Genomic DNA, 26,210 nt, shown 5'->3' with positions numbered 1-26,210 from the left:
GGAAAACTCCCGCCCGCTGTCGCATGAGAAAATATCAGGCGCTTTCGGCAAAGGCAACCGGGCGCAGCGGCGTCGCACCCTGATAGAGCCGCGCCTGCTGCAGGCCGACGAACAGACGTTCGCCGCGCACCGGCGCGCTTCTGCCGCCGTCGAACACCAGCGAGAAAGGCTCGCTCTGCCAGCCGCTCGGCTGAACCACCAGCTGCCAGAAGTGGCCGCGCGGGCTCACCTCCAGGATCTGCACCGGCAGCGGGGTTTCCAGGCTGCTCTGACGGGAAACGTCAATCTCCCACGGACGCAGGAAGAGTTCGACCGCGCCCTGATGCGCCGGCGTATAGCCCAGCGGCCAGTGATGCGCGCCGACGTGAAACTGCGAGCCGTGGATCGCGCCGTCGAAGCGGTTGACCTCGCCGAGGAACTCCAGCACGAAGCGCGTGGCGGGATCGCGCCACACCTCGTCCGGCGTGCCGACCTGCTCGATATTGCCCTGGCTCATCACCACCACGCGATCGGCCACTTCCATCGCCTCTTCCTGGTCATGGGTCACGAAGACGCTGGTGAACTTCAGCTCTTCATGCAGCTGACGCAGCCAGCGGCGCAGCTCTTTGCGCACCTGCGCGTCCAGCGCGCCGAAAGGTTCGTCGAGCAGCAGGATCTGCGGTTCGACCGCCAGCGCGCGCGCCAGCGCCACGCGCTGCTTCTGCCCGCCCGACAGCTGCGCCGGAAAGCGGTTCGCCAGATGCGCCAGCTGCACCATCTCCAGCAGGCGCGTCACGCGCTGTTTGATTTCCGCAGAAGAAGGACGCTCGCGGCGCGGCAGCACCGTCAGGCCGAAGGCGATATTGTCGAACACCGTCATATGGCGGAACAGCGCGTAGTGCTGAAACACGAAGCCAACCTGGCGGTCGCGGGCGTGCAGCGCGCTGACGTCTTTGTTATGAAAGCGGATCTGCCCGCTGTTCTGATGCTCCAGCCCGGCGATAATACGCAGCAGCGTGGTTTTCCCGGAGCCGGACGGGCCCAGCAGCGCCACCATCTGGCCAGAAGGAATATCCAGAGAGATATCGTTCAACACCGGGGTGCGGCCGAAAGATTTGTTGATCTGGTTAATCTCAATGCTCATGATTTTCCTCCTGTTGCAGGCGATGCTGCTGTTGCTCTAAACGCCACTGCAGCATGCTTTTCAGAAACAGCGTGACAATAGCCATCAGCGTCAGCAGCGCGGCGGCGGTAAAGGCGCCGACCACGTTGTAATCCTGATGCAGTAATTCAATTTGCAGCGGCAGCGTATAGGTTTCGCCGCGAATCGATCCCGAAACCACCGAGACCGCGCCGAACTCGCCGAGCGCGCGCGCATTGGTCAGCACCACGCCGTAGAGCATCGCCCAGCGAATGTTGGGCAGCGTGACGCGGCGGAACATCTGCCAGCCGGAGGCGCCCAGCAGCACCGCCGCCTCATCTTCGTGGCTGCCCTGGCTCAGCATCACCGGCACCAGCTCGCGCACCACAAAGGGACAGGTGACGAACACGGTCGCCAGCACTATGCCGGGCCAGGAGAACATCACCTGAATGTTGTGCGCGTCCAGCCAGCCGCCTGCCGGGCCGTTAACGCCCCAGAACAGCAGGTACATCAGGCCCGCTACCACCGGCGACACGGCAAACGGAATGTCGAACAGCGTCAGCAGCAGCTGGCGGCCGGGAAAGCTAAAGCGCGTCACCAGCCAGGCGAGCAGCGTGCCGAATACCAGATTGACGGGCACGGTAATCAGCGCCACCAGCACGGTGAGCCAGATGGCGTGCAGCATATCGCTGTCGCCCAGGTTCTGAAAGGCAGCGACCAGCCCCATCTTCAGCGCTTCGTAGAAGATAGAGATCATCGGCACCACCAGCAGCAGCAGCGAGACCAGTACGCCGATGCCGATCAGCAGCCATTTGCCCCAGTTAACCGGCTGGCGGTCGGCGGCGTTGAGATGCGAAATATCCGCCATTAGTGACCTCCCAGGCGACGGCCGAAGCGGCTCTGCAGGGTGTTGATGGCAAACAGCAGCACCAGCGACGCGGCGAGGATCACCGAGGCGATGGCGCTGGCGGCCGGGTAGTCGAACTCCTGCAGACGCACGAAAATCATCAGCGAGGTGACCTCGGTTTTCCAGGCGATATTGCCGGCGATGAAAATCACCGCGCCGAACTCGCCGATGCTGCGGGTAAAGGAGAGCGCGGTGCCCGCCAGCAGCGCAGGTGCCACCTCCGGCAGCACCACGCGGCGAAAGCTCTGCCAGGGCGTCGCGCCCAGCGTCTGCGCCGCCTCTTCATATTCCGGCCCCAGCTCTTCCAGCACCGGCTGTACGGTGCGCACCACGAAGGGAATGCTGGTGAAGGCCAGGGCGACGGCGATGCCGAGCCAGGTATAGGAGACCTTGATGCCGAAGACGTTGTAGATCCACTCACCGTACCAGCCGTTTACCGAGAAGAGACCGGCCAGCGTCAGGCCCGCCACCGCTGTCGGCAGGGCGAACGGCAGATCCACCAGGCCATCCAGCAGCGTGCGGCCAGGAAAGCGATAGCGCGTCAGGATCCACGCCATAATCATGCCGAACACCGCATTAAACAGTGCCGCCACGCCTGCTGCCAGCAGCGTCACTTTATAAGCCGCTACCAGCTGCGGGTTGCTGATCACCTGCCAGTACTGCGCCAGCGTCATCTTCGACAGCTGCATCAGCAGCGCGCTGATCGGCAGCAGCAGAATCAAACAGGTAAACAGCAGGCTGGTGCCGAGGCTCAGACCAAACCCCGGCAATACGCGTTTCTGACCTAACGCAAACATTATCCACGCCCCGCTGATAACAGTTTATCCAGCTCACCGCCGCTGGCGAAGTGCGCTTTCATCGCCTTATCCCAGCCGCCGAACTGATCTTCCACGCGGAACAGCTGCGTCTGCGGGAAGCGATCTTTATGCTCGCCCATCAGCTGCGGGTTATTTACGCGGTAGTAGAAGTCGGTGACAATTTGCTGCGCCTGCGGCGTGTAGAGATAGTTGAGATAGGCCTTCGCCGCCTCTTCGGTGTGATTGTGCTCGACGTTTTTATCCACCCAGGCCACCGGGAACTCGGCGAGAATATCGGTTTTCGGCACCACGACTTCATACTTATCTTTGCCGTACTGGTTGCGGATATTGTTGACCTCGGATTCGAAGCTGATCAGCACATCGCCCAGTCCGCGCTCGGCGAAGGTGGTGGTCGCACCGCGTCCGCCGGTATCGAACACCTCGACGTTTTTGATAAATTTCGCCATAAAGGCGCGGGTTTTCGCCTCGTCGCCGCCGTTGGCTTTGCTGGTCGCCCCCCAGGCCGCCAGCCAGGTGTAGCGGCCGTTGCCAGAGGTTTTCGGATTCGGGAACACCAGCTTCACGCCGTCGCGGCCGAGATCGGCCCAGTCGTGGATCTGCTTTGGATTACCTTTGCGCACCAGGAACGCCATGGTGGAGTAAAACGGCGAACTGTTGTTGGGCAGACGGCTCTGCCAGTCGGCCGCCACCAGGTTGCCTTTATCGTGCAGCACCTGCACATCGGTGACCTGGTTGTAGGTCACCACGTCGGCGCGCAGACCCTGCAGGATCGCCAGCGCCTGCTTCGAGGAGCCGGCGTGCGACATCTTGATAGTGAGCTTGTCGTCGGGATGGCTGGCATCCCACTGCTGTTCAAACGGCGCATTCAGGGCGACAAACAGCTCGCGCGCGACGTCGTACGAGCTGTTGAGCAGTTCGGTGGCATTGGCCGCGCCCGCAAGGCTGAGCGACAAGGCGATACCGCCAACGATATTTTTCATCGTTCTTTTGGTCATTGGGCACCCTGAGAAAACAAGAGATCCGGCTTACGCCAGCCGTTCGCCCAGTGTATTTATAACCCTATGAAAAGCAGTAGCGGTTTTATATATCGTTTGATGATTTTAAAGTCGAAAATGGCATAAGCCAGCGCAAGAGTTTATGCGCCAGTCGGGAAAGCGACCGGCGCAAAACCGCTTAACGCTGCCAGATAATTTTGCTCAGTTTCCAGCTTTTCAGCACGTCGTCCGACGGCATCAGCCCGTCCGGGCCATGCCAGTCGCCGCTGTAGACATAGGAGAGATGCTGGCTGCCGGGCGCGCGGCACTGGACCTCGTGATTGCTCGCACCGCCCGCCAGCTTGCAGTTGTTAAAGGCCTTGCTGAACTTGTCGCTGAAGGCGTCGCCGATTTTGCTGCCGTCCTGCGCGGCGATATCGCTGTCTGTTACCTCAATACGCTCTACGCTGCTGCGGCCGCTGATCTGCAGCTTCACTTTGCCGTCGTCCAGCGCCTGCCAGAACGCGATGACGTCGCCGTTCTCGCTGCGCATGCCCTGACGCAGCTTGTAGTTGCCTTTCAGGCCGTCGCTGATGGCACTTTCGCTCATCGCGGTGGCGCTGCCGACGCCGCCAACGCCCTGCTCGGTGGCGGTCAGCGACGATCCGAACCAGTTCCACGGCAGCGCCGAGGACCAGTGATAGCTCAGCGGGTTATACCAGCTGACGTCAGAATCGGACGAGGAACCGGACCCCGAGCTGGCGCAGCCGCTCAGCAGCGCGGCGGCCACCAGCAGCGAAGTGGGTAAAGCTTTCATGAAAACTCCTGTTAACACTGTGCCAATCGGCAGAACTCCTTGGAGTCGCCGACGGCGAAAAAGTTTATTCCGCCAGCTGCTGTTCCGGCAGAAAGCAGTCGCGCAGCCTGGCGTTCGCCAGCAGCCACAGCAGCGCCAGGCCGTCGAACAGCGTCAGCAGCAGCGGCCAGGGCGAGGCGAGCAGATCGCCCGAGGCAAAGGTCGCGCCCTGCCACGCCAGGTTCACCGCCAGCGACAGCGCCAGCACCCAGCGCCACGCCTGCCACAGCCGCGGCCAGCGCGCGCGATAGCCGGTCAGCAGCAGGCCCGTCAGCGCCGGCGCGCCGAGCGCCAGCCCGAGCCAGAACGCCTGGCGATCGGGATAGAACAGCGCCAGCAGATCGTTGCCCTGCTGGCGCGACGCGCCCGCCATCACCAGCAGGATCCAGGTGCGCGCCAGCAGCAGCAGCAGCAGCCAAAAAAGAAACGGCAGCCGCAGCTGCCCTTTCGCATCATATTCGTCCGGCAGATATTTCACCGCATCAATACTCCCGGTCTTCGATCAGCCGCTTGCCGAGCAGCACCGAATCCACCGGCTCGTAATCGAGCTTCTCATAGAACGCCACCACCTGATCGTTCTCTTCACGCACCATCAGGTTGATTTTGGGGCAGCCGCGCGCGATCAGCTTTTTCTCCAGCCGGTTCATCAGCGCGTTAGCGAAGCCGCGGCCCTGATAGTCGGGATGCACCGCCAGATAGTAGGCGGAGCCGCGATGCCCGTCGTAGCCGCCCATCAGCGTGCCGACCACCTCGCCGCCGACTTCAGCCACCAGAAAAAGGTCCGCGTCGTGGTGCATTTTGCGTTCGATATCCAGTTCCGGGTCGTTCCACGGACGTAACAAATCGCAACGCTCCCAGAGCGTAATCACCTCTTCAAAATCTTCCTGGCGGAAGGCGCGAATTTCCATCGTCTTTACCTTGCAAATAAGCACAATTCGCTGATTATCACGCATTCGCCGCCGCGTGCAACCCTGGTTAGCGCAGCGTGGAACAAAAAGCGGCAAATTTTCTGTTAGCAACCTGACATACAAAGTAAAGCCCTGAAAGGGTTCCGCTCTCGCGGTGAACAAAATGTTACGATATAACACTCTGCACAATTTCCGCTAATGGACCAGCCTATGCCCACACTTTCTCTGCTCAAGCGCCTTACCAATCGTCGTCAGCTGTTGCTCTCCGGCCTGGCGCTGGCCGTGCTCTCCCCGCGCGCGATCCAGGCGAAAGAGGAAAATGCCCCGCTGCGCGCCAGCCCGCGCCATGCGCCGCCCGCCCCGCCGCAGAAAAACGGCAAACGCATCGTGATGATCGATCCCGGTCACGGCGGCATCGACTCCGGCGCCGTCGGCAGCGAAGGCTCGGAAGAGAAGCATGTGGTGCTGGAGATTGCCCACACCGTGCGCCAGCTGCTGCAGGACCATTCCCATATTGAGGTGCGCCTGACGCGCGACAGCGACCACTTTATTCCGCTCTACCAGCGCGTCGAGATCGCGCACCAGCACGGCGCCAGCTTGTTTATGTCGATTCACGCCGACGGCTTTACCAGCCCCGACGCCAACGGCGCCTCGGTGTTCGCCCTGTCGAACCGCGGCGCCAGCAGCGCCATGGCGCGCTACCTGTCGGACAAAGAGAACGCAGCGGATAAAGTGGGCGGCGCGCAGGTCGAGCAGCAGGATCACTATCTCAATCAGATCCTGTTCGATCTGGTGCAAACCGACACCATCCGCAACAGTCTGACGCTGGGCAAGCATGTGCTGGATCAGATCCGCCCGGTGCACCATCTGCACAGCGAGCACACCGAGCAGGCGGCCTTCGCGGTGCTGAAATCGCCGTCGATTCCGTCGGTGCTGGTGGAGACCTCGTTTATCACCAACCCGCGCGAAGAGCAGCTGCTCGGCACCGACGCCTTCCGCCATAAAATCGCCACGGCGATCGCCAGCGGCATCACGCGCTACTTTGATGAGTACGATCGCCGCAATGGTCAGGTATAATCGCGCCACTTTTTTGCAATGAGTTTGATGTCATGCCCGATATTTCCCGCGTTAAAGCCTTTCTGCTGAACCTGCAGGAGACAATCTGTAATCAACTGGCGGCGGCCGACGGCGGTGCGCAGTTTATCGAAGACAGCTGGCAGCGGCCGGGCGGCGGCGGTGGGCGCAGCCGGGTGCTGCGCGACGGCGCGGTGTTTGAGCAGGCGGGCGTCAACTTCTCCCACGTGCATGGCGATCAAATGCCCGCGTCGGCCACGGCGCACCGCCCGGAGCTGGCGGGCCGCAGCTTCGAAGCGATGGGCGTGTCGCTGGTGATCCATCCGCACAGCCCCTATGTGCCGACCAGCCACGCCAACGTGCGCTTTTTTATCGCTGAAAAGCCGGGCGCCGATCCGGTGTGGTGGTTCGGCGGCGGCTTCGATCTGACGCCCTACTACGGCTTCGAGGAGGATGCGGTCCACTGGCATCAGACCGCGTTCGATCTCTGCCAGCCGTTTGGCAGCGAGGTCTACCCGCGCTACAAAAAATGGTGCGACGACTACTTCTACCTGAAACACCGCGACGAGCAGCGCGGCATCGGCGGGCTCTTTTTCGACGATCTCAACGCGCCGGACTTCGACACCAGCTTCGCCTTTATGCAGGCGGTGGGTAACGGCTTCCTCGACGGCTACCTGCCAATCGTCACGCGTCGTAAGGCGCTGCCCTGGGGCGAGCGCGAACGTCAGTTCCAGCTCTACCGCCGTGGACGCTACGTCGAGTTCAACCTGGTGTGGGATCGCGGCACGCTGTTTGGTCTGCAGACCGGCGGCCGCACCGAGTCGATTTTGATGTCGATGCCGCCGCTGGTGCGCTGGGAGTATGACTATCAGCCGGAACCCGACTCGCCGGAAGCCGCGCTGACGCGCGACTTTTTACCGGTGCGCGACTGGCTATAACGGCGCGGTCTGCGCCTCGACCACCGCCAGCGCCACCATATTGACGATGCGCCTGACCGACGCGATGCGCGTCAGCACATGCACCGGCTTGCTGATGCCCATCAGCACCGGGCCAACGGTGACGCCCTCTGAGCTGGAGACGCGAAGTAGGTTGTAACTAATTCGCGCCGCCTCGACGTTGGGCATGATCAGCAGGTTGGCCGCGCCTTTCAGCGGGCTGTCCGGCATCTGCTCGCGGCGGATGCTCTCTATCAGCGCCGCGTCGCCGTGCATCTCGCCGTCGACCTCCAGCTCCGGCGCGCGGCGCTGGATCATCGCCAGCGCCTCGCGCATTTTGCGCGCCCCCGGCGCGTCAGAGGTGCCGAAGCTGGAGTGCGACAGCAGCGCGACGCGCGGCTCAATGCCGAAGCGGCGCACCGTTTCCGCCGCCAGCAGCGTCAGGTCGGCCAGCTGTTCCGCCGTGGGATCCTCATTGACGTAGGTGTCGGCGATAAAGGTATTGCCGCTCGGCAGCAGCAGCGCGTTCATCGCGCCGGCGACCTTGACGTCGTCGCGCAGGCCGAACACCTTCTCCACCACGTCGTAGTGCTCCTGATAGTCGCCGATGGTGCCGCAGATCAGCGCGTCCGCCTCGCCGCGATGCACCATAATGGCGCCAATCAGCGTCGGGTTGCCGATCACCGCGCGCTGCGCCTGCTCGGGCGTCACGCCGCGCCGCTTCATCATCTGGTAATGCTCGTTCCAGTACGCCTTGAAGCGCGGATCTGACTCATTGTTGACCACGTCGAAATCCTTGCCGGCTTCGATCTTCAGCCCCTGCTTCTGCAAACGCATGGCGATAACGTTGGGGCGACCGATCAGGATCGGCCGCGCCAGGCCAAGCGTCACCAGCTCCTGGGTGGCGTGCAGCACGCGCACCTCTTCCCCTTCCGCCAGCACCACGCGCTTCGGCGCCTTGCGCGCCTGGGAAAAGATCGGCTTCATAAACAGGTTGGTTTTATAGACGAATTCGGTGAGCTTCTCGCGGTAGGCGTCGAAATCGTCAACAGGCCGGGTCGCCACGCCCGACTCCATCGCGGCGCGCGCCACCGCCGGCGCGATCTGCACGATCAGGCGCGGATCGAAAGGTTTGGGGATCAGATAGTCCGGCCCGAAGCTGAGATCCTGGTCGTCATAGGCGGAGGCAACCACGTCGCTCTGCTCCGCCTGCGCCAGCGCGGCGATGGCGTGCACCGCCGCCAGCTTCATCTCCTCGTTAATGGTGGTCGCGCCAACGTCGAGCGCGCCGCGAAAAATAAACGGGAAGCAGAGCACGTTGTTAACCTGGTTAGGAAAATCAGAGCGCCCGGTGCAGATAATCGCGTCTGGCCGCACCGCTTTCGCCAGCGGCGGCATAATCTCCGGCTCGGGGTTGGCCAGCGCGAGGATCAGCGGATCGCGCGCCATCTTCTGCACCATCTCCGGTGTCAGCACGCGCGGCCCGGAGCAGCCGAGGAAAATATCCGCCTGCGCGATCACCTCTTCCAGCCTGCGCGCGCCGTTATCCTCAATCGCGTAGGCGGCCTTGGTCGGCGCCATGTCCGCTTCGCGATCGCGGTAGATCACCCCTTTCGAGTCGCACACCACGATATGGCGCTTTTGCAGCCCGAGTGCCACCAGCAGGTTGAGGCAGGCGATGGCCGAAGCGCCTGCGCCAGAGACCACCAGCCGCACCGCGTCGATCGCTTTATCGACGATGCGCAGCCCGTTGAGCACCGCCGCCGTGCAGATAATCGCGGTGCCGTGCTGATCGTCGTGAAACACCGGGATTTTCATACGCTGGCGCAGCTGCTGCTCGATGTAGAAGCACTCCGGCGCTTTGATATCTTCAAGGTTAATGCCGCCGAAGGTCGGCTCCAGCGCGGCGATAACGTTGATCAGGCGCTCGGGATCCTGCTCGTCGATCTCGATATCGAAGACGTCGATGCCGGCGAATTTTTTGAATAATACCCCTTTTCCTTCCATCACCGGCTTGCCCGCCAGCGCGCCGATATTGCCGAGTCCCAGCACCGCGGTGCCGTTGGAGATCACCGCCACCAGATTGCCGCGCGCGGTGTATTTGTGCGCTGCCAGCGGATCCTGCGCGATTTCCAGACAGGGCGCGGCAACGCCAGGAGAGTAGGCCAGCGCCAGATCGCGCTGGGTGGCGAGAGGTTTAGTCGGGGAAACCTGGATTTTTCCCGGCGTGGGAAACTGATGAAAATCCAGCGCGCTCTGCTTAAGTTGGTCGTCCATTGTCGGTTCCTTTTTCAGCTTCAGTGCGCTGGCAGTATAAAAGGCTGCTGACAAGGAAAACCTCGGAGCGATCGCGATCGGGGCGTTCGGTGCCGCTGGCGACACCGTTTTGCACGCTACTGCGTCATGCTGAGGATGGTGCGGATGTTCTGCGCCGAGGTGGCGACGATATCGATAGCGCCGGTGCGCAGCGCGCCGAGCAGCGCCATCGCTTTGGTGTTTTCCGCGGCGATGGCGATAACGCAGGGAATTTTACGCAGCTCGTCGATGCTCAGACCGATGACGCGGTCGTTCATCACCGTGTCCACGTGCTGGCCCTGCGCGTTGAAAAAATCGTAGCCCGCCACGTCGCCGGTGACGCCCTGATTGACGCTGGCGTCGATAATTTCGTGCGGGGTAAACCAGCCGAGTTTGACCATATAGCTGTTTTCATTCATATCGCCGATGCCCACCAGGGCGATATCCGCCTTACGCGCACGATCCAGCGTCTCTTTGATGGTGCCGTTCTGCATAAACGCCTCTTTCAGCGCGCGGTTTTCCACATAGGCGGGCGCATAGAGCGTTTCGCTAAAGCCGCCGAACTTTTTCGCCAGCCGACGACTGATGTGATCGGCGTTGATGGCGTCGCCTGGGCGATGGGTGCCGCCAATGCCGCAGATAAAGTGACAGTTGCGCAGCGGCACCGCGCCGGGATGATCGGCCACCGCCGCGACGTTGCGCCCCTGGCCTACCGCCACCACGGTGTTCTCTTTGAGATTTTGCGCCAGATGCGCCGAGACCAGCGCCGCCACCTGACGGCGCTGCTCATCGCCATCCTGCTGGTCGAGCGCGATCAGCGCGCGCTGCAGCTGCGGAAAGCGATCCAGCAGCTGCTGCTCCAGTCGGGTGCTGAAAACTGGATGGTAGCGAACATTGATCTCAACAATGCCCTCTTCTTTCGCTCGTTTCAGCAGTCGTCCGACCTTGATGCGCGAGATGCCGAACTTGCGCGCGATCTCTTCCTGCGTGATCTCATCCTGATAGTAAGCGACGGCGATTTCCGTCAGCAGTTCCGTGTCCGGAGCGAGGGTATGTTTTTCCATCGTGACCTGATTGAGCGTTGCCGTTAACTGCCGGGATTTATAACACTGATGCGGCTCACTTAGCCAGGCGTGCGCCCGCGAGCCGCTTTTGTCGTCACAGATCAGCGGCGGATGGCGTCAATTTTCAGCATGCGCGCAATCACGATATCCAGCTCTTTTTGATCGAAGATCTGCTTCCAGTCCGGCTTGACGATCTTCTCGCGGCCATACTCCATGGCGATCATGCAGGCGTCCGAGAAGGGGTTGGTGGCGCGGAAGGCGACCGCCAGCGCGATCTGGATATGGCCGTAGAGCATCGCTTTCGCCGCCTCTTCCGGCACGCCGCTGTGCTTCACCGTCTCGTCCAGCGCCTCTTTCATAAAGGCGCCGACCATGCAGGCGACGGTTTCCACCAGCGTCGGCTCCAGATAGGCGAGCTGCGTCACCGTCACCCAGTGCACCTGATCCACCGGGCCATACATCACGTTGATCACCTGCGCCAGCTCCGCTCTCTGCGCGTCGCTGCCGTTCTCCCAAGCCGCCGCGATATGCTGGATCGCCGCCACGCCGCCGAAGGCATCCTCATGCTCCTCTTTGGTGTAGCGCTGCAGGAACACCGACGGATGGCAGGGATGCGCCACCGCATACTCGATATCGTCACGCTGGGCGATCAGATTGGCGTAGGCCGCCGCCGGATCGAGCGTCAGCAGCACCGCGCCGCGCTTCATCTGCGGCACCACCGTTTCCGAAACCTTGCCCAGCACGATATCGGGCACGGCGAGGATCACCACGTCGCTCAGCGGCACCACGGAGGCGGCGTCGGAAATTTCGCGGCCCTGGGCGCCGATTTGCGCCTGCGCCTGCGGTGAGTTTTCGCAGTAGAAGACCTGATAGTCGCTGCGCTGCAGGTTGGCGGAGATGCGCATGCCCATTTTGCCGCCTGCGCCAATAACAGTAATGGTTTTCAGTTGATTGCTCATGGTGTTACTCCTGATCTTGTTTACGACGTAAGAATTCGACACAGCGCTGCGTCCACTGCGCTTCCAGCTGGCAGGTGCGCTCTGCGCTCTCCTGCCACGGCAGCCAGTGCTCGATAATCTGATTAATGCCTTTTTCAGCTGGCCGCACGCTGGCAATCAGCGCGTCGTAATCCAGCAGCCCTTCGCCAAGCGGCACGCCCGCCAGGGTAAAGCCGACCCAGCCGTCGCGGCGCGAAAAGGCGAAATCTTTGATGTGCAGATTGCCGACGCGCGCGGCGGTGTTGGCGATGACCTGCTGCGGCAGCTCCAGTCCCGCCACGCAGTTGGCCGGATCGAGACAGACCGCCAGCCACGGCGAGGGGAAAAGATCGATCAGCGCCATTAGATCGGCGCTGGAGAGTTGCTCATAGGTTTCGAGGCAGAGTTTCACCTGCTGACTTTCAAAAGCGGGCAGCACCTCGGCGATAAGCTGCTGCGCCTCGGCAGGCGACGGACGATGTGTGGCGGTAAAGCACATCGAGCGGATCACTTTCGCCTCTAGCAGCGCCGCCATATGCAGATAGCGCTGCAGATGGGCAGTGGCGAGGCCGCGCGTGCCCAGCTCCAGCGTGATGCCGAGAGTGTCGGCCTGCTGCTTCAGCTCACGCAGCTGCGCGTCGCTCCAGCTCTCTATCGCCGGGTAATCGCAAATCTGAAATACCGGCACGTCGAGGTCGGCGGTTTGCTGCAGCATTTGCGCCAGCGTCAGCGGCTGCGGCGCGCGATCCGACAGGCGCCAGAAAAAGGCGTAGGTGCTTAATCCAATCCGGCTCATACGCTCTCCCTCGCCAGCAGCGCGGCGGCTTCATCAACCATCTGCGCCAGCGCGGCGGGATCGTGGGCGAAGCGGCCGAGAAACAGGCCGTCGACGCTCGCTTCCAGCCGGCTCAGCAGACCCGGACCGGCGCTGCCGCCGTAGATCACCTGCAGCGCAATGCCTGGCGGCAGCGGCTGCTGGCGCAGGGCACGGCACACCGCGCGGATATGCTCTTCCGGCGCGGGTTGCGGCGCGCCAATCGCCCACTGCGGCTCGTAGGCGAGCAGCAGGCTGCCGTGCAGCGACTGCGACTCAGCCAGCGCGCGCGAAAGCTGGAGGGCGCACGCCTCTGCCGCCGCGTCGGGCGTATCCTGCTGCGCCTCGCCGAGGCACAACACGGGCGTCAGCCGGGACTGCAATGCCAGCGCGACCTTGGCGGCGATCTGCGCATCGTTTTCCGCAAAGTAGCGGCGGCGTTCCGCATGGCCGATCTCCGCCAGCGTTCCGCCCAGCTCCTGCACCATGCTGGCGCTCACCTCGCCGGTCCAGGCGCCGCTGGCGGCGGGCGCGATATTTTGCGCGCCGACGCGCACCGGCGTATCGGCAAACAGCGCCTTCACCGCCGGCAGCGCCGGAAAAGCGGGCAGCACGAACAGGCCGACGCGTCCCTCGCGCACCGCGGGGTGCTGGCGCGCGATCTGCGCCACCGCGCGGCACCATGTCAGCGTCTGCGCGTAGCTGAAATACATTTTCAGGCTGGTTCCCAGCCAGATAGCGGGCTGCGTCATACCGAGGCTCCCTGCGGCTGATTTTCGCGCAGGCGCTCCGCCACCGTAGCGACAATCAGCGCCAGCGACACCGCGCCGGCGTCTGGCGTGCCGAGGCTTTTTTCCGCCAGCGGACGGGCGCGGCCCATCTTCGGCAGCAGCTGGGCGGTGGCCTGCGCGGCGGCCTGCGCCGTTTCCGCCGCCTGCTGCCAGGCGTCAGCCAGCGACGCGCCGCGCGCCACCGCCGCGCTCAGGCTGTCGCTGAACGGCACCAGCACATCCACCATGGTTTTGTCGCCGGGTTTGGCTTTGCCGAAGTGCATAATGCCCTCTTTGGCCTGCTTTACGCCGTCGGCAACGCGCTGCGCGTCGGGTTTGCGCTCGTCGCCCAGCGCGGTGCCGATGGCGGTCAGCGCCACGCCCCACAGCGCGCCCGAGGTGCCGCCCGCCTTATCCGCCCAGGCATCGGCGGCCCGGCACAGCAGCGTGCCCGCGCCCGCGCCCTGCGCGGCAACGTCGCGCGCCTGCGCCAGCGCGCCCAGCACGCCGCGCTCCATGCCGATGCCGTGGTCGCCGTCGCCGGCAACGGCGTCGATGCGCCCGAGCTGCTCAGCGTTACGCTGTATCACAGCGGCGATGGCGTCGAGTATCGCCAGCACGCGCTGCGCACTCTGCCGCGATGCGGCGCTGGCGGCGGGGATCGCGCTCTGCGTCGTCTGCTCGCACGCGCTCGCCTCCAGCGGTTCGGCAACGATCACGCTGCCTTTGCGAAAGGCCGGCGCGTTGGCCGGCGCGCGCCAGCACCTTTCCAGCGCCTCATCCAGCCACATCAGCGTCAGCGATGCGCCCGCCATATTAAAGCTGGTGACGAACTCGCCCACTTCCGGCTCGACGATCTCCAGCTGCTGTTCGCGCAGCAGCTGCGCCACGCGGCGATAAACCACGAACAGCTCTTCATATTTCACCGATCCCAGCCCGTTGAGTATCGCCGCCACGCGTGTGCCTGGCTGCAGTGTGACGCCCGGCGGCAGTTCGCTCAGCAGGTTGTCGACGAAGATTTCCGCCAGCACGTCGGCGCGCGGCACGTCGCTTTCGCTGATGCCCGGCTCGCCGTGAATACCCATGCCGAGCGCCATACGTCCAGCGTCAATGCTGAACAGCGGCTGCGTCGCCCCAGGCAAGGTACAGCCGGAGAACGCGACGCCGAAGGAGCGCGTGCGCTGGTTGGCATGGCGCGCCAGCGCGGCCACCTGCGCCAGGCTGTGGCCCGCTTCCGCCGCGGCGCTGGCGACTTTAAACACGGTTAAATCGCCGGCAACACCGCGGCGCTTTTCAATCTCTTCCAGGCTGGCGCTGGAGATATCGTCGGTGACCGTTACCACTTCGCAGGCGATGCCCTCGGCCCGCAGACGCTCGCACGCCTGGCCAAAATGCAGCACGTCGCCGGCGTAGTTGCCGAAGGTGAGCAGCACGCCGCCGCCGTTGTGCGCCGCACGCGCTACGTTAACGATCTGCTGTGCCGACGGCGAAGCGAACAGATTGCCCATGGCGGCGCCGTGCGCCATGCCCTGCCCCACCAGTCCGGCAAAGGCGGGATAGTGGCCGGAGCCGCCGCCCACCACCACCGCCACCGTGCCGGGCTGGCTGCGCGTGCTGCGCACCACGCCGCCAGGCACCTGGCGCACTTTATCCGCGTTGGCCGCGACAAAACCTTCGATCAGCTCCGCCGCAAACGCAGAGGGCTGGTTGTAGAGATACGTCATGATTAATGCTCCTGAGCAAGAGAGGAGGCCAGCGGTTCAGCGCGGCGGCGGTTCAGCAGCAGCATCAGCAGCGCTGACAGCAGCATAAAGCCGCCCACCACCATCATCGGCAGCGTGTAACTTTGCGTGGCGTCGTGCAGCGCGCCGGTGATATAGCCCGCCGAGAAGCCCGCCACGTTGCCCAGCGTGTTGATCAGGGCGATGGCGGCGGCCGCCGAGGCGCCGGACAGGAACTGCGTCGGCAGGGTCCAGAAGTTGGGCAGCGCGGCGAAGATGGAGCTGGCGGTGACGGCGATAACCAGCATGGTGCTGAGCGGCGAGTTCATATAGAGCGCCAGCGGCACGCTGATGCCGCCCGCCAGCGCAGGCAGCGCGATATGCCAGGTTTTACAGCCGCGGCGCGAGGCGTCGCGCGACCAGAAAAACATCACCACGGCCGCCACCAGATAGGGCGCGCCGGTGATTAGCCCTTTCTGCATCACGTTAAAGGTGGTGCCGAACTGCTGCTGAAAGCCGCCGATGATGGTCGGCAGGAAAAAGGCGAGCGCGTAAAGGCCATAGATAAAGCCGAAATAGATCAGGCAGAGCAGCCAGACACGGCCGTTGCCCAGCACGGTGCGTACGCCAGGATGCGCGTTTTGCTTGGCGGCGTGCTCGCTCTCCAGCTCGCGCGTCAGCCACTGTTTCTCTTCGCGGGTGAGCCAGCGTGCGTCACGCGGCGCGTCCACCAGCCAGAACAGCGTCACGACGCCGATCAGAATGGCGGGCACCGACACGCCGATAAACATCAGCCGCCAGCCTTCCATGCCAAACAGGCCGTGCTGCTCGATCATGCCTGCCGCCAGCGGCGCGCCGAACACCACCGTCAGCGGCTGCGCCAGGTAGAACAGCGAAAGAATTTTGCTGCGATGGCGCGCCGGCACCCAGAGGCTGAGGTAGAGGATCGCACCGGGAAAGAAGCCCGCTTCCGCAATGCCGAGCAGCAGCCGCAGCGTATAGAGGCCCTCGACGCTGCTGACCCAGGCGAACAGCAGCGACACGATGCCCCAGCTCACCATAATGCGCGCCAGCCATTTGCGCGCGCCGAAGCGGTGCAGCGCAAGGTTGCTCGGCACCTCCAGCAGGATATAGCCGATAAAGAAGATGCCCGAGGCGAGCCCGAACTGCGCGGCGCTCAGCCCCAGATCCTGCGTCATGCCGTTCGGCCCGGCGAAGGAAATAGCGGTACGGTCGAGAAAGTTGATAAAGAACATCAGCGCCACGAACGGCACCAGTCGCCAGGAGATTTTGCGAATGGTGGACTGTTCGATCTGCGCCTGCGTCTGTTGCGTCATGTTGCGCCTCCACAGCGCGACGAGGCGCGCTGGTTTCCTGGTAAGCGCGCCGCAGGGCGCGCAGTCGGGTCGGTAAGTGTCATGGTGATGTCCTCAACGGATCTTATTGTTGCTGGCCTGCATGAACAAATGAACACTAAACGATTAAATGAACATGTCTCAAGCGCAGTATGCAAAAATGTGATCGCTCTCAAATGAAACGTCTTTCGGTTAAATTTAAGAAAAATACCCGGCAGGTGCGCCTCTTGCGGGTGCGCGGCACCCTCCCGGAGCCGCGTATCCGCACAAAACAAATGAAACACACTTGAACATATGAACAAAACTATGGCAGGCTAAAACCGAGCATGACTTTCTGCCCGGCTTGCGGGCCCTGTTAAATAGCTGGAGAGAACCGGATGAGCACCATTGCGATTGGCGCCGATGACGCGGCGCTGGAACTGAAAAACCTGATCAAACGCCACCTTGAATCACTGCACTACGAAGTGGTGGATTACAGCAACGACGCGCGCCGGGACCTGCCGATCTATCCCGACATCGCCTGGAGCCTGGCGAACGCCATCAGCGACGGTCAGTTCGCCCGCGGCATTCTGGTGTGTGGCACCGGCATCGGTATGGCGATCGTCGCCAACAAGGTGCCGGGCATTCGCGCGGCGCAGTGTCACGACACCTACTCCGCCGAACGCGCGCGCAAAAGCAACAATGCGCAGGTGATGACGCTGGGCGCACGCGTGGTCGGGCCGGAACTGGCGAAATCGATCGTCAACGCCTGGCTGGCGTCAGAGTTTGAGGGCGGCGGATCGACGGAAAAAGTGGAAAAGATCGGCTTCTACGAGCAGACGGCGCACAACGCCTGCCGCTGAGGCGCCTGACCGGGCGGAAAGTGCGGTTCATCCGGCAGAACCTGTCAGTTCTGCTAACCTTTGTGATGCGCGATTTTCGCCCCCCGGCTGGCTGACAGGATGTTGCAGCTCGCTCTCCCTGTTTGACGTCACGCTGTTTTCGCCGTGCGGGGCCTCGATGAGTTCAACCCATCGCAATAATCAGAAAAAGAGTATTTTCATCACCGAACGCCTGATGCACTGTGTTGCAGGGTGAAATCATTCGCAATAAAGAATTGCTCATCAAGGAGTTAAAAGATGAACCAGCTAGACGCATTAAAACAGTTCACCACGGTCGTGGCGGACAGCGGCGATATCGAATCCATTCGCAACTACCATCCTGAAGACGCCACCACCAACCCGTCTCTGATCCTGAAAGCCGCAGGCCTCGAGGGCTACAAGCACCTGATCGACGACGCCATCGACTATGCGAAAAAGCAAGGCGGCAGCAAAGAGACGCAGATCATCAACGCCAGCGACAAAGTGGCGATTAACCTCGGTATGGAGATCCTGAAAAGCGTACCGGGCCGTGTTTCGACCGAAGTAGATGCGCGCCTCTCTTTCGATCGTGGCATGTGTGTGACCAAAGCGGAAAAACTGGTTCGCCTCTATGAAGAGCACGGCATCGACCGTTCGCGCATCCTGATCAAACTCGCCTCCACCTGGGAAGGGATCAAGGCGGCTGAAGAGCTGGAGAAAAACGGCATCCACTGCAACCTGACGCTGCTCTTCTCCTTCGCCCAGGCGCGCGCCTGCGCCGAAGCGGGCGTTTACCTGATCTCGCCGTTCGTCGGCCGCATCTACGACTGGTACAACAGCCGCAAACCGCTCGACCCGTACGTGGTGGATGAAGATCCAGGCGTGAAATCGGTGCGTCGCATCTATGACTACTACAAAAAGCATCGCTACAGCACCATCATCATGGGCGCGAGCTTCCGTAAAGTAGAACAGATTATCGCGCTGGCGGGCTGTGACCGTCTGACCATCTCCCCGAACCTGCTGGAAGAGCTGCAGAACAGCGACGCGCCGGTTGAGCGCAAGCTGGAGCCGTCAACCGAAGGTTTCCATCAGCCCGCCTCGCTCTCTGAAGCGGAGTTCCGCTGGGAGCACAACCAGGATCCGATGGCGGTAGAGAAACTTTCCGACGGCATCCGTCAGTTCGCCGTGGATCAGCAGAAACTCGAAGACGTGCTGGCCGCGCGCCTGTAGTTTTTTGCCTGTTTAACTTTGTCGGGCGGGTTTCCCGCCCGCACTTCTGCTCAACGAAGGGAGAACCCTATGTCATCACGCAGAGAGTTGGCGAACGCGATTCGTGCGTTAAGTATGGATGCGGTACAGAAAGCAAATTCCGGACACCCCGGCATGCCGATGGGCATGGCGGACATCGCCGAAGTGCTGTGGCGCGATTACCTGAAGCACAACCCGACCAACCCCGCCTGGGCCGACCGCGACCGTTTTATCCTCTCTAACGGCCACGGGTCGATGCTGCTTTATAGCCTGCTGCACCTCACCGGCTACGATCTGCCGATGGAAGAGCTGAAAAACTTCCGTCAGCTGCACTCTAAAACCCCGGGTCACCCGGAGATCGGCTACACCCCAGGTGTGGAAACCACCACCGGCCCGCTGGGCCAGGGCCTGGCCAACGCCGTGGGTCTGGCGATCGCCGAGCGCACGCTGGCTGCGCAGTTCAACCGCCCGGGTCACGATATCGTCGACCACTTCACCTATGTGTTTATGGGCGACGGCTGTTTGATGGAGGGGATCTCTCATGAGGTCTGCTCGCTGGCGGGCACGCTGGGTCTGGGCAAGCTGATCGGCTTTTACGACCACAACGGCATCTCTATCGATGGCGAAACCGAAGGCTGGTTTACCGACGACACCCACAAGCGCTTCGAAGCCTATGACTGGCACGTCGTCGGCGAAATCGACGGCCACGACGCCGAGGCGGTGAGCCGCGCGATTAAAGAGGCGCAGAGCGTCACCGACAAGCCGTCACTGATTATCTGCCGCACCGTTATCGGCTTCGGTTCGCCTAACAAAGCGGGCAAAGAGGAGTCACACGGCGCGGCGCTGGGCGAGGCGGAAGTGGCGCTGGCGCGCAAAGAGCTGGGCTGGACCTCGGCGCCGTTTGAAATCCCGCAGGACATTTATCAGCAGTGGGACGCCAAAGCGGCGGGCGCCGAGCGCGAACGCGCGTGGAACGACAAGCTGGCGGCCTATAAGCAGGCGCATCCCGAGCTGGCTGAAGAGTACCAGCGTCGTATGAACGGCGAAATGCCGTCGACCTGGGAGAGCGAAACCCACAAATTCATTAGCGACCTGCAGGCGAATCCGCAGAAGATCGCCAGCCGTAAAGCGTCGCAGAACACCCTGGAGCATCTCGGCTCGCTGCTGCCGGAGCTGCTGGGCGGCTCGGCAGACCTTGCGCCGAGCAACCTCACTATCTGGTCCGGCTCTAAGCCGATCAAAGAGGATCCGGCGGGCAACTATATTCACTACGGCGTGCGCGAATTTGGTATGACCGCTATCGCCAACGGCATCGCCCATCACGGCGGCTTCGTGCCCTACACCGCCACCTTCCTGATGTTCGTGGAGTATGCGCGCAACGCCGCGCGTATGGCGGCGCTGATGAAAGCGCGTCAGATCATGGTCTACACCCACGACTCCATCGGCCTGGGCGAAGATGGCCCGACGCACCAGCCGGTTGAGCAGCTGGCGAGCCTGCGCCTGACGCCAAACTTCAGCACCTGGCGCCCGTGCGATCAGGTCGAAACGGCGGTAGCGTGGAAAGCCGCTATCGAACGCCATCACGGCCCGACCGCGCTGATTCTGTCGCGTCAGAACCTGCTGCAGCCGGAGCGCACTCCGGCGCAGGTCGAGAATATCGCGCGCGGCGGCTATATCCTGAAGGACAGCGACGGCACGCCGGATATCATCCTGATCGCCACCGGTTCCGAAGTGGAGATCACGCTGGACGCGGCGGCGAAGCTGACCACCGACGGCCACAAAGTGCGCGTGGTGTCGCTGCCGAGCACCGACGTGTTCGACAAGCAGGATAGCGCCTATCGCGAATCGGTGCTGCCGTCGACGGTGCGCGCGCGCGTCGCGGTGGAAGCGGGTATTGCGGACTACTGGTTCAAGTATGTCGGCATTGACGGCAAAATTGTCGGCATGACCACCTTCGGCGAATCCGCGCCGGCGGGCAAACTCTTCCCGGCCTTCGGCTTTACGGTAGAGAACGTTGTGGCGCAGGCGGAGTCGTTACTCAAGCCAGCGTAATACTTCTGGCCCTTCCCTTTTCTGCGGGAAGGGCCACTTCCCTTCACAGCCTGAAACAGAAAAAAATCTTTTCCGCCCCCTTCACCGCTTACGCAAACGCATTACTATAGGGTCTTCTCCGTTCCCTCTCGCTGGATGCTTTTCCGTTGAAAAAACGTACACCCTGGTTACTCGCCCTAATGGTTTCGCTGACGCCATTGGCAGGCAAAGCGCAGATTGCGCCCGATCCGCTGCTTTCATCCCAGATTGTCGATCGCTACGCTGAACATATTTTTTACGGCAGCGGCGCCACCGGCATGGCGCTGGTCGCCATCGACGGCAATCAGCGCGTCTTCGCCAGCTTCGGCGATACCCGACCGGGCAACAACGTGCGGCCGCAAAAAGATTCCCTGATCCGCATCGCCTCGCTCAGCAAGCTGCTGACCAGCGAGGTGATGGTGAAGATGGCGGAGCGCGGCCAGCTTCGCCTTGACGATCCGCTGAGCAAATATGCACCGCCGGGCGCGCGCGTGCCGAGCTACGCCGGCCAGCCGATTCGCCTGATCAACCTTTCGACCCACACCAGCGGCCTGCCGCGCGAACAGCCTGGCGGCAAGCCGCATCGTCCGGTCTTTGTCTGGCCAACGCGCAGCGACCGCTGGGCGTGGCTGGCGGGCGCGAAGCTGAAAGCCGCGCCGGGCACCGACGCCGCCTACTCCAATCTGGGCTATGACCTGCTGGGCGACGCGCTGGCGCGCGCCGCGGGCACGCCCTATCCGGCTCTGCTGCAGCAGCTGATCACTCGCCCGCTCGGCATGAAAGACACCACCTTTACCCCGTCGCCGGAGCAGTGCGACCGCCTGATGGTGGCAGAGAAAGGCGCCAGCCCCTGCAACAACACGCTGGCGGCCATCGGCAGCGGCGGCGTCTACTCGACGCCCGAGGATATGGGCCGCTGGATGCAGCAGTTCCTGAACTCGTCGGTCAGCCCGCGTTCACCGCAGGTCGATCGCATGCAGACGCTGATCTACCGCCGCGACCAGCTGGCGAAAGTCGAGGGCATGGACGTGCCGGGCAGAGCAGACGCCATCGGCATGGGCTGGGTTTATATGGGACCGAAAAACGGCCGTCCTGGCATTATCCAGAAAACCGGCGGCGGCGGCGGCTTCATTACCTATATGGCGATGGTGCCGCAGAATAACGTCGGGGTGTTTGTGGTGGTGACGCGCTCGCCGCTGACGCGCTTTAGCGCCATGAGCGACGGCGTCAACGATCTGCTGGCTGAGCTGGTCGGCAATCAGAACGGCTCGCCGATGATGGTGCAGGCGATCCGCTAGGGCGCGCTGGTGGGCGACGGCTGGGAGACCCACAGGGTTGGCCAGTCGTCGCTGCTGTGCCAGGCGTCACAGGTGGACTCTTCCGCATACTCCGCCAGGGTAAAATCGGTGCCGTTAAAGCGCCAGCGCGTGGCGGAGCCGCAGTCCCCCAATCCTCGTCCCTTGGCAAAGGTGTAGAGCTGACCGGTGCTGGCGTCGTAGTCGGCGTTGATCAGCTCAACCTGACGCTCGCCGCGCGGCGGCGTAAAGGGCAGCGTCAGGCTGATGCCGCGCGCCACGTAGGGCGCGGCGCGCGTCACCTCAAACGCCAGATCGATGACGTTATAGGCGCCCATTTCGCAGCTCACCATCAGCAGCGCTTTGCTGTCGGTCAGCGGCGCGACGTTGACCTCGCGCCGCATCGGATCGAGTGAACAGCTGTCGGCGCTCAGGCGCCAGGTGCCGTAGTCGAGCAGTCCGCTGGTCTCCTCGCGGGTCAGCGCGGCAGGCGGCGCGCCTCTGTCGGGCAGCGACGGCAGCGGCGGCTGTGGCGGCACATCCCACAGCGCGCGCGAACCGCGCTTTATCCAGGCGCTCATGCCGTTTACCCTGCCCTGCACGTCGTCCATCAGCAGCAGCGCCGCCTTCAGGCCGTGCAGCGAAATGGCGGCCTGCGCGTTATAGGTAAGCTGGATGGCGTCCGCGTCGAGGATCTGTGCGAGAAATTCATCAATGGCGATGGCGTGGCTGGTGGCGAGATGATGCGGCTCGACCGTCCAGTGCTTGAGGTCGGGACGCAGGCGGCGCTGATCGAGCAGCAAATTATCCTGCAGCGGCGCGCCGGGCACTTCCCCGCTGTAGGCGCTGCCGTAGTCGATACGCAGCAGCGGCCGATCGTTGACGCCGGCATGGCGCGCGATGGTCATCACCAGCCCTTTATCGCCCGGGATATTGCGTGCCACGCAAAATCCGACGTTATTGCAGGTCACCTGCCAGTCGGAAAACGACTTTTGCAGTGGATCGGCTTTTACGCAGGCAACGAAAAGGAAAGGCAACAGCAGCAGTGACTTCGTCCAGGTCGACATCAAGAAAAACGGTCCCCAAAATCTCAGAGTGGAGATGATAGCGCAACGACCGGGCATCGGGTGGGTTGAAACTGTGACCCCGTCCGGAAAGCGCACTTAACTGCTGAAAAAGCATACGATAATGAGGCGCGGCGCCAGTGAAATCACCGCTCTCATCATCGGTAGCGCGCGCGCTTAGCTCAATCGGATTTATCGGACAATGCCGCGCCTTAGCCTTTCAGCCAGCCCGCCAGCTGCGCGTGCTGCAGCAGCATAATGGTTTTGCCGTCGCGAATGCGGCCATCTTTGACCATCGCCAGCGCCTCCGGGAAGGGGATCTCCAGCACGTCGATATCTTCATCTTCGACGCCGCCGCCGGCGTTGTCGCGCAGCGATTCGTTATATTCAGCGGCGAAGAAGTGGATCAGCTCGGTTACGCCACCCGGCGACATATAGGCTTCGTAGAGTTTTTCCACCTCGCCCACCGCATAGCCGGTCTCCTCAATCGCCTCTTTGCGAATGCAGACCTCTGGCGAGTCGTTGTCCAGCAAACCGGCGCACGCCTCAATCAGCATGCCGCTGGCGTTGCCGTTGACCCAGGTGGCGATACGGAACTGGCGCGTCAGCACCACGCTGTTTTTCTCGCGGTTATAGAGCAGGATAGTGGCGCCGTTGCCGCGGTCGTAGACTTCGCGCTTGTGACGCACCACGTCGCCGTTGCGGGTGGCGAGTTCATAGGTGAAGTTGCGCAGGATAAAGTAATTTTCGGAGAGCAGTTTATCTTTGATGATGTTGATCTTGAACGACATGATGGCTCCGCTACAGCTTTAGAGGAGTTTGCCATCATAGGCGCAAGCGCGCGGGAAAACTATACGCGGCGGGAAGAAAAAAAGCCTGCCGTTAGCGGGCAGGCTTTTCAGGAGGCAGCCGCGCGGGTTAGCGCGCGGCGTCGTCCGCCAGCGTCTGCGCGCTGTCGTCGTCGTGCAGGTGGTCATGCTCGGTCTGGGCGATAGCCGCAACGCGCTTGCGCACGCCGAACCAGCCCAGCACCAGGATCACCGCCAGCACCGGGATGGCGGCGATGGTGTAGGTGCCGTTCGGATAGTCGAACGCCATCAGCACCAGCACGCTCAGCAGGAACAGCAGCGTCAGCCAGGAGGTGACCGGCGCGCCCGGCAGCTTAAAGCTGACGTCGTCCGCTTTGCCCTCTTTGATCGCTTTACGCAGGCGCATCTGGCAGATCACGATAAAGCCCCATGAGGCGATAATGCCGAGCGACGCGACGTTCAGCACGATCTCGAACACCTGCGAAGGCACGTAGTAGTTCAGCACCACGCCGATCACATAGACCGCGATGGTGACCAGAATGCCGGCGTAGGGCACCTGCTGGCCGCTCATTTTCGCCATAAACTTCGGCGCCGAACCGCCCATCGCCATCGAGCGCAGAATGCGGCCGGTGGAGTAAAGGCCGGAGTTGAGGCTGGAGAGCGCCGCGCTCAGCACCACGATGTTCATGATGCTGCCAACGTAGGGCACGCCCAGCTTCGAGAAGAAGGTCACGAACGGGCTCTGTCCCGCCTGATAGGCGTTCCACGGCAGCAGCAGCACCAGCAGCACCACCGACCCGACGTAGAACAGGCCGATACGCCAGATTACGCTGTTGATCGCCTTCGGCAGCATGGTCGCCGGATCTTTACACTCGCCGGCGGCGGTGCCCACCAGTTCGATAGAGGCGAAGGCGAACACCACGCCCTGCACCAGCACCAGCGCTGGCAGCAGGCCGTGCGGGAACAGGCCACCGTTGTCGGTCACCAGATGGAAGCCGGTGGCGTTGCCGTCCAGCGGCTTGCCGGTGCCGAGGAACACCACGCCCACCACGAGGAAGATGGCAATCGCCAGCACTTTAACCAGCGCGAACCAGAACTCCATCTCGGCGAACCACTTAACGCCGATCATGTTCATGGTGCCGACGATGGCCAGCGCGCCCAGCGCGAAGACCCACTGCGGCACGTCGCCGAACGCGCCCCAGTAGTGCATATAGAGCGCCACCGCGGTGATATCGACGATGCCGGTCATCGCCCAGTTGACGAAGTACATCCAGCCCGCGACGTAGGCGGCTTTTTCACCGAGGAATTCACGCGCGTAGGAGACGAAGCTGCCGCTGGAGGGACGGTGCAGCACCAGTTCGCCCAGCGCGCGCAGAATAAAGAACGAGAAGATGCCGCAGACCAGATAGATGATCGCCAGCGCCGGTCCCGCCGCCTGCAAACGGCCGCCTGCGCCAAGGAACAGGCCGGTGCCGATGGCGCCGCCGATAGCAATCATCTGAACGTGACGATTGCCCATCGCCTTGTGGTAGCCGGTGTCATGTGAGTTCAGCCAGCGTCTTTTCGCAGCACGCATTTCGGCTGCGGTTTTTTTAGTAGATTTCATAGCCTTCCTGTTTGTCCTGACCATCAATCATGGCGATCACAAACGATTGCGTACGCCATGCGAAATGGGGTAATGACCCTGTTATCTGCCTGTGAGTTATTAGTAAAAAGGCAGGGGAAATTACGGCGATGAATCCTACCCGTTCTGCGTGAACGAAGCAAAAGATACCGGTGAGGCGCACAAAGTGTTTTGTAATAATCGGGTTTGTTGCACAAAAAAACCGGCCATTGGCAGGCCGGTAAGTGCTACAGGGATGGAAGGGTATGGCTGAGGGCTAGCGGTAAATCTCTGCGGTGCCGCGCCACAGGCTGGAGTCGCCTGGGTTTTCGACGCCGATAACGCGGTAGTGGCTGGCGCCCATCTCTTCAGCTTTCTGCGACAGCTGGCGCGTCGCGTCATCCAGCGAGCCGCGCGCGTTAGAGACGGAAACGCTGCCGATGCTTTGCAGATTCTGCGCCTGTTGCTGGTCTACCGGCGTCGCCGCCAGCGAGGAGAACGACGCACTGGCTAGCAGGGCGCCAGCCAGTATCACGGTCAGTTTTTTCATCAGATACTCCTTCAGTCGCGTTGCAGGTGATTAGCTTGATTCCGGATTGAATTATTAACGCCCTAATGAAAGGCTACATCTGGCCGATGTAAAGCTGTCTGCTTTTTACACGTCCGGCTGAGCGCTCTCCTGGGAAGTGTCAGA

Annotated in this window: 24 protein-coding genes; 6 read left to right on the top strand and 18 right to left on the bottom strand. The window is 62.3% G+C overall.

Features of this window, described 5'->3' with window-relative positions; translation table 11 throughout:
• Nucleotides 1-34: 34 nt before the first annotated feature.
• From cysA to MC269_RS04995, 7 genes are all read right to left on the bottom strand, one after another.
• Nucleotides 35-1,123 (bottom strand): sulfate/thiosulfate ABC transporter ATP-binding protein CysA, encoded by a 1,089-nt coding sequence (gene cysA / locus MC269_RS05025; protein WP_081138272.1) that lies wholly within the window; start codon nt 1,121-1,123, stop codon nt 35-37.
• Entirely contained in the window at nt 1,113-1,988 is an 876-nt protein-coding gene (cysW, locus tag MC269_RS05020) for a sulfate/thiosulfate ABC transporter permease CysW (RefSeq protein ID WP_239954277.1), read from the bottom strand. Before cysW ends, cysA begins: the two co-directional genes overlap by 11 nt.
• Nucleotides 1,988-2,824 carry a sulfate/thiosulfate ABC transporter permease CysT gene (gene cysT, locus MC269_RS05015; protein WP_239954276.1) on the bottom strand — a complete coding sequence of 279 codons (837 nt, stop codon included), beginning with the start codon at nt 2,822-2,824 and terminating at the stop codon, nt 1,988-1,990. The genes cysW and cysT overlap by 1 nt, the downstream gene beginning before the upstream one ends.
• A complete protein-coding gene (locus tag MC269_RS05010) occupies nt 2,824-3,840 on the bottom strand; it encodes a sulfate ABC transporter substrate-binding protein (protein ID WP_239954275.1) in 1,017 nt (338 codons plus the stop codon). The genes cysT and MC269_RS05010 overlap by 1 nt, the downstream gene beginning before the upstream one ends.
• A 178-nt stretch (nt 3,841-4,018) precedes the next feature.
• Entirely contained in the window at nt 4,019-4,636 is a 618-nt protein-coding gene (locus tag MC269_RS05005) for an RpoE-regulated lipoprotein (RefSeq protein WP_239954274.1), read from the bottom strand.
• 64 nt (nt 4,637-4,700) lie between these two features.
• Nucleotides 4,701-5,162 (bottom strand): DUF2919 family protein, encoded by a 462-nt coding sequence (locus tag MC269_RS05000; protein WP_239955067.1) that lies wholly within the window; start codon nt 5,160-5,162, stop codon nt 4,701-4,703.
• Nucleotides 5,158-5,583, bottom strand: coding sequence for a GNAT family acetyltransferase (locus MC269_RS04995; protein WP_081138282.1), 426 nt, complete (start codon nt 5,581-5,583; stop codon nt 5,158-5,160). Before MC269_RS04995 ends, MC269_RS05000 begins: the two co-directional genes overlap by 5 nt.
• 210 nt (nt 5,584-5,793) lie before the next feature.
• Between MC269_RS04995 and amiA the strand changes: the two genes are divergently transcribed.
• Both amiA and hemF read left to right on the top strand, forming a co-directional pair.
• Nucleotides 5,794-6,660, top strand: a complete 867-nt coding sequence (amiA, locus tag MC269_RS04990) for an N-acetylmuramoyl-L-alanine amidase AmiA (protein ID WP_081138283.1) — start codon at nt 5,794-5,796, stop codon at nt 6,658-6,660.
• A gap of 32 nt (nt 6,661-6,692) precedes the next feature.
• Nucleotides 6,693-7,595: an oxygen-dependent coproporphyrinogen oxidase gene (gene hemF / locus MC269_RS04985; RefSeq protein ID WP_239954272.1), complete on the top strand. Its 903-nt coding sequence runs from the start codon at nt 6,693-6,695 to the stop codon at nt 7,593-7,595.
• On the opposite strand, the gene maeB is transcribed toward hemF, so the two are convergent.
• From maeB to MC269_RS04950, 7 genes are all read right to left on the bottom strand, one after another.
• Entirely contained in the window at nt 7,590-9,869 is a 2,280-nt protein-coding gene (gene maeB / locus MC269_RS04980; protein ID WP_239954270.1) for an NADP-dependent oxaloacetate-decarboxylating malate dehydrogenase, read from the bottom strand. The genes hemF and maeB overlap by 6 nt on opposite strands.
• A 116-nt stretch (nt 9,870-9,985) precedes the next feature.
• On the bottom strand, nt 9,986-10,951 hold the full coding sequence (locus MC269_RS04975; protein ID WP_033753739.1) for a sugar-binding transcriptional regulator: 966 nt from the start codon (nt 10,949-10,951) through the stop codon (nt 9,986-9,988).
• 101 nt (nt 10,952-11,052) lie between these two features.
• Nucleotides 11,053-11,910: a phosphogluconate dehydrogenase C-terminal domain-containing protein gene (locus MC269_RS04970; RefSeq protein ID WP_081138286.1), complete on the bottom strand. Its 858-nt coding sequence runs from the start codon at nt 11,908-11,910 to the stop codon at nt 11,053-11,055.
• A 4-nt stretch (nt 11,911-11,914) separates the two neighbouring features.
• The gene (locus MC269_RS04965) at nt 11,915-12,724 is read right to left on the bottom strand and encodes a sugar phosphate isomerase/epimerase (protein WP_239954268.1); all 810 of its coding nucleotides are present in this window, start codon (nt 12,722-12,724) and stop codon (nt 11,915-11,917) included.
• Nucleotides 12,721-13,494, bottom strand: a complete 774-nt coding sequence (locus tag MC269_RS04960) for a triose-phosphate isomerase family protein (protein WP_239954266.1) — start codon at nt 13,492-13,494, stop codon at nt 12,721-12,723. The genes MC269_RS04965 and MC269_RS04960 overlap by 4 nt, the downstream gene beginning before the upstream one ends.
• Nucleotides 13,491-15,236, bottom strand: a complete 1,746-nt coding sequence (locus tag MC269_RS04955) for a dihydroxyacetone kinase family protein (RefSeq protein WP_239954264.1) — start codon at nt 15,234-15,236, stop codon at nt 13,491-13,493. Before MC269_RS04955 ends, MC269_RS04960 begins: the two co-directional genes overlap by 4 nt.
• Nucleotides 15,237-15,238: 2 nt before the next feature.
• Nucleotides 15,239-16,570, bottom strand: coding sequence for an MFS transporter (locus MC269_RS04950; RefSeq protein WP_081138290.1), 1,332 nt, complete (start codon nt 16,568-16,570; stop codon nt 15,239-15,241).
• Between the two features lie 395 nt (nt 16,571-16,965).
• Here MC269_RS04950 and rpiB point away from each other — a divergent pair, with 395 nt between their 5' ends.
• The 4 genes from rpiB (at nt 16,966) to ampH (ending at nt 22,043) form a co-directional block, all read left to right on the top strand.
• On the top strand, nt 16,966-17,430 hold the full coding sequence (rpiB, locus tag MC269_RS04945; RefSeq protein WP_081138292.1) for a ribose 5-phosphate isomerase B: 465 nt from the start codon (nt 16,966-16,968) through the stop codon (nt 17,428-17,430).
• Between the two features lie 276 nt (nt 17,431-17,706).
• On the top strand, nt 17,707-18,657 hold the full coding sequence (tal, locus tag MC269_RS04940; protein WP_081138294.1) for a transaldolase: 951 nt from the start codon (nt 17,707-17,709) through the stop codon (nt 18,655-18,657).
• A gap of 69 nt (nt 18,658-18,726) precedes the next feature.
• Entirely contained in the window at nt 18,727-20,727 is a 2,001-nt protein-coding gene (gene tkt / locus MC269_RS04935; RefSeq protein WP_239954262.1) for a transketolase, read from the top strand.
• 146 nt (nt 20,728-20,873) lie between these two features.
• Complete coding sequence (gene ampH / locus MC269_RS04930; RefSeq protein WP_239954261.1) at nt 20,874-22,043, top strand: D-alanyl-D-alanine-carboxypeptidase/endopeptidase AmpH; 1,170 nt, start codon at nt 20,874-20,876, stop codon at nt 22,041-22,043.
• On the opposite strand, the gene MC269_RS04925 is transcribed toward ampH, so the two are convergent.
• From MC269_RS04925 to MC269_RS04910, 4 genes are all read right to left on the bottom strand, one after another.
• Complete coding sequence (locus MC269_RS04925; protein WP_239954260.1) at nt 22,040-23,107, bottom strand: DUF1176 domain-containing protein; 1,068 nt, start codon at nt 23,105-23,107, stop codon at nt 22,040-22,042. The genes ampH and MC269_RS04925 overlap by 4 nt on opposite strands.
• Nucleotides 23,108-23,316: 209 nt before the next feature.
• The gene (gene nudK, locus MC269_RS04920; RefSeq protein ID WP_239954259.1) at nt 23,317-23,895 is read right to left on the bottom strand and encodes a GDP-mannose pyrophosphatase NudK; all 579 of its coding nucleotides are present in this window, start codon (nt 23,893-23,895) and stop codon (nt 23,317-23,319) included.
• A gap of 127 nt (nt 23,896-24,022) precedes the next feature.
• Nucleotides 24,023-25,519, bottom strand: coding sequence for an L-asparagine permease (gene ansP, locus MC269_RS04915; RefSeq protein ID WP_081138304.1), 1,497 nt, complete (start codon nt 25,517-25,519; stop codon nt 24,023-24,025).
• A gap of 274 nt (nt 25,520-25,793) precedes the next feature.
• A complete protein-coding gene (locus tag MC269_RS04910; protein WP_239954258.1) occupies nt 25,794-26,066 on the bottom strand; it encodes a DUF1471 domain-containing protein in 273 nt (90 codons plus the stop codon).
• Between the last annotated feature and the right edge of the window lie 144 nt (nt 26,067-26,210).

Source organism: Pantoea sp. Z09, assembly GCF_022394795.1.
GTDB lineage: Bacteria > Pseudomonadota > Gammaproteobacteria > Enterobacterales > Enterobacteriaceae > Pantoea > Pantoea latae.
Note: the sequence above shows the minus strand (reverse complement) of the source record. Positions and strands in the feature narration are given on the sequence as shown.

Coding starts and splice junctions, on each gene's coding strand:
- cysA (WP_081138272.1), bottom strand. CDS start 1,123: ATGAGCATTGAGATTAACCAGATCAACAAATCTTTCGGCCGCACCCCG.
- cysW (WP_239954277.1), bottom strand. CDS start 1,988: ATGGCGGATATTTCGCATCTCAACGCCGCCGACCGCCAGCCGGTTAAC.
- cysT (WP_239954276.1), bottom strand. CDS start 2,824: ATGTTTGCGTTAGGTCAGAAACGCGTATTGCCGGGGTTTGGTCTGAGC.
- MC269_RS05010 (WP_239954275.1), bottom strand. CDS start 3,840: ATGACCAAAAGAACGATGAAAAATATCGTTGGCGGTATCGCCTTGTCG.
- MC269_RS05005 (WP_239954274.1), bottom strand. CDS start 4,636: ATGAAAGCTTTACCCACTTCGCTGCTGGTGGCCGCCGCGCTGCTGAGC.
- MC269_RS04995 (WP_081138282.1), bottom strand. CDS start 5,583: ATGGAAATTCGCGCCTTCCGCCAGGAAGATTTTGAAGAGGTGATTACG.
- amiA (WP_081138283.1), top strand. CDS start 5,794: ATGCCCACACTTTCTCTGCTCAAGCGCCTTACCAATCGTCGTCAGCTG.
- hemF (WP_239954272.1), top strand. CDS start 6,693: ATGCCCGATATTTCCCGCGTTAAAGCCTTTCTGCTGAACCTGCAGGAG.
- maeB (WP_239954270.1), bottom strand. CDS start 9,869: ATGGACGACCAACTTAAGCAGAGCGCGCTGGATTTTCATCAGTTTCCC.
- MC269_RS04975 (WP_033753739.1), bottom strand. CDS start 10,951: ATGGAAAAACATACCCTCGCTCCGGACACGGAACTGCTGACGGAAATC.
- MC269_RS04970 (WP_081138286.1), bottom strand. CDS start 11,910: ATGAGCAATCAACTGAAAACCATTACTGTTATTGGCGCAGGCGGCAAA.
- MC269_RS04965 (WP_239954268.1), bottom strand. CDS start 12,724: ATGAGCCGGATTGGATTAAGCACCTACGCCTTTTTCTGGCGCCTGTCG.
- MC269_RS04960 (WP_239954266.1), bottom strand. CDS start 13,494: ATGACGCAGCCCGCTATCTGGCTGGGAACCAGCCTGAAAATGTATTTC.
- MC269_RS04955 (WP_239954264.1), bottom strand. CDS start 15,236: ATGACGTATCTCTACAACCAGCCCTCTGCGTTTGCGGCGGAGCTGATC.
- MC269_RS04950 (WP_081138290.1), bottom strand. CDS start 16,570: ATGACGCAACAGACGCAGGCGCAGATCGAACAGTCCACCATTCGCAAA.
- rpiB (WP_081138292.1), top strand. CDS start 16,966: ATGAGCACCATTGCGATTGGCGCCGATGACGCGGCGCTGGAACTGAAA.
- tal (WP_081138294.1), top strand. CDS start 17,707: ATGAACCAGCTAGACGCATTAAAACAGTTCACCACGGTCGTGGCGGAC.
- tkt (WP_239954262.1), top strand. CDS start 18,727: ATGTCATCACGCAGAGAGTTGGCGAACGCGATTCGTGCGTTAAGTATG.
- MC269_RS04925 (WP_239954260.1), bottom strand. CDS start 23,107: ATGTCGACCTGGACGAAGTCACTGCTGCTGTTGCCTTTCCTTTTCGTT.
- nudK (WP_239954259.1), bottom strand. CDS start 23,895: ATGTCGTTCAAGATCAACATCATCAAAGATAAACTGCTCTCCGAAAAT.
- ansP (WP_081138304.1), bottom strand. CDS start 25,519: ATGAAATCTACTAAAAAAACCGCAGCCGAAATGCGTGCTGCGAAAAGA.
- MC269_RS04910 (WP_239954258.1), bottom strand. CDS start 26,066: ATGAAAAAACTGACCGTGATACTGGCTGGCGCCCTGCTAGCCAGTGCG.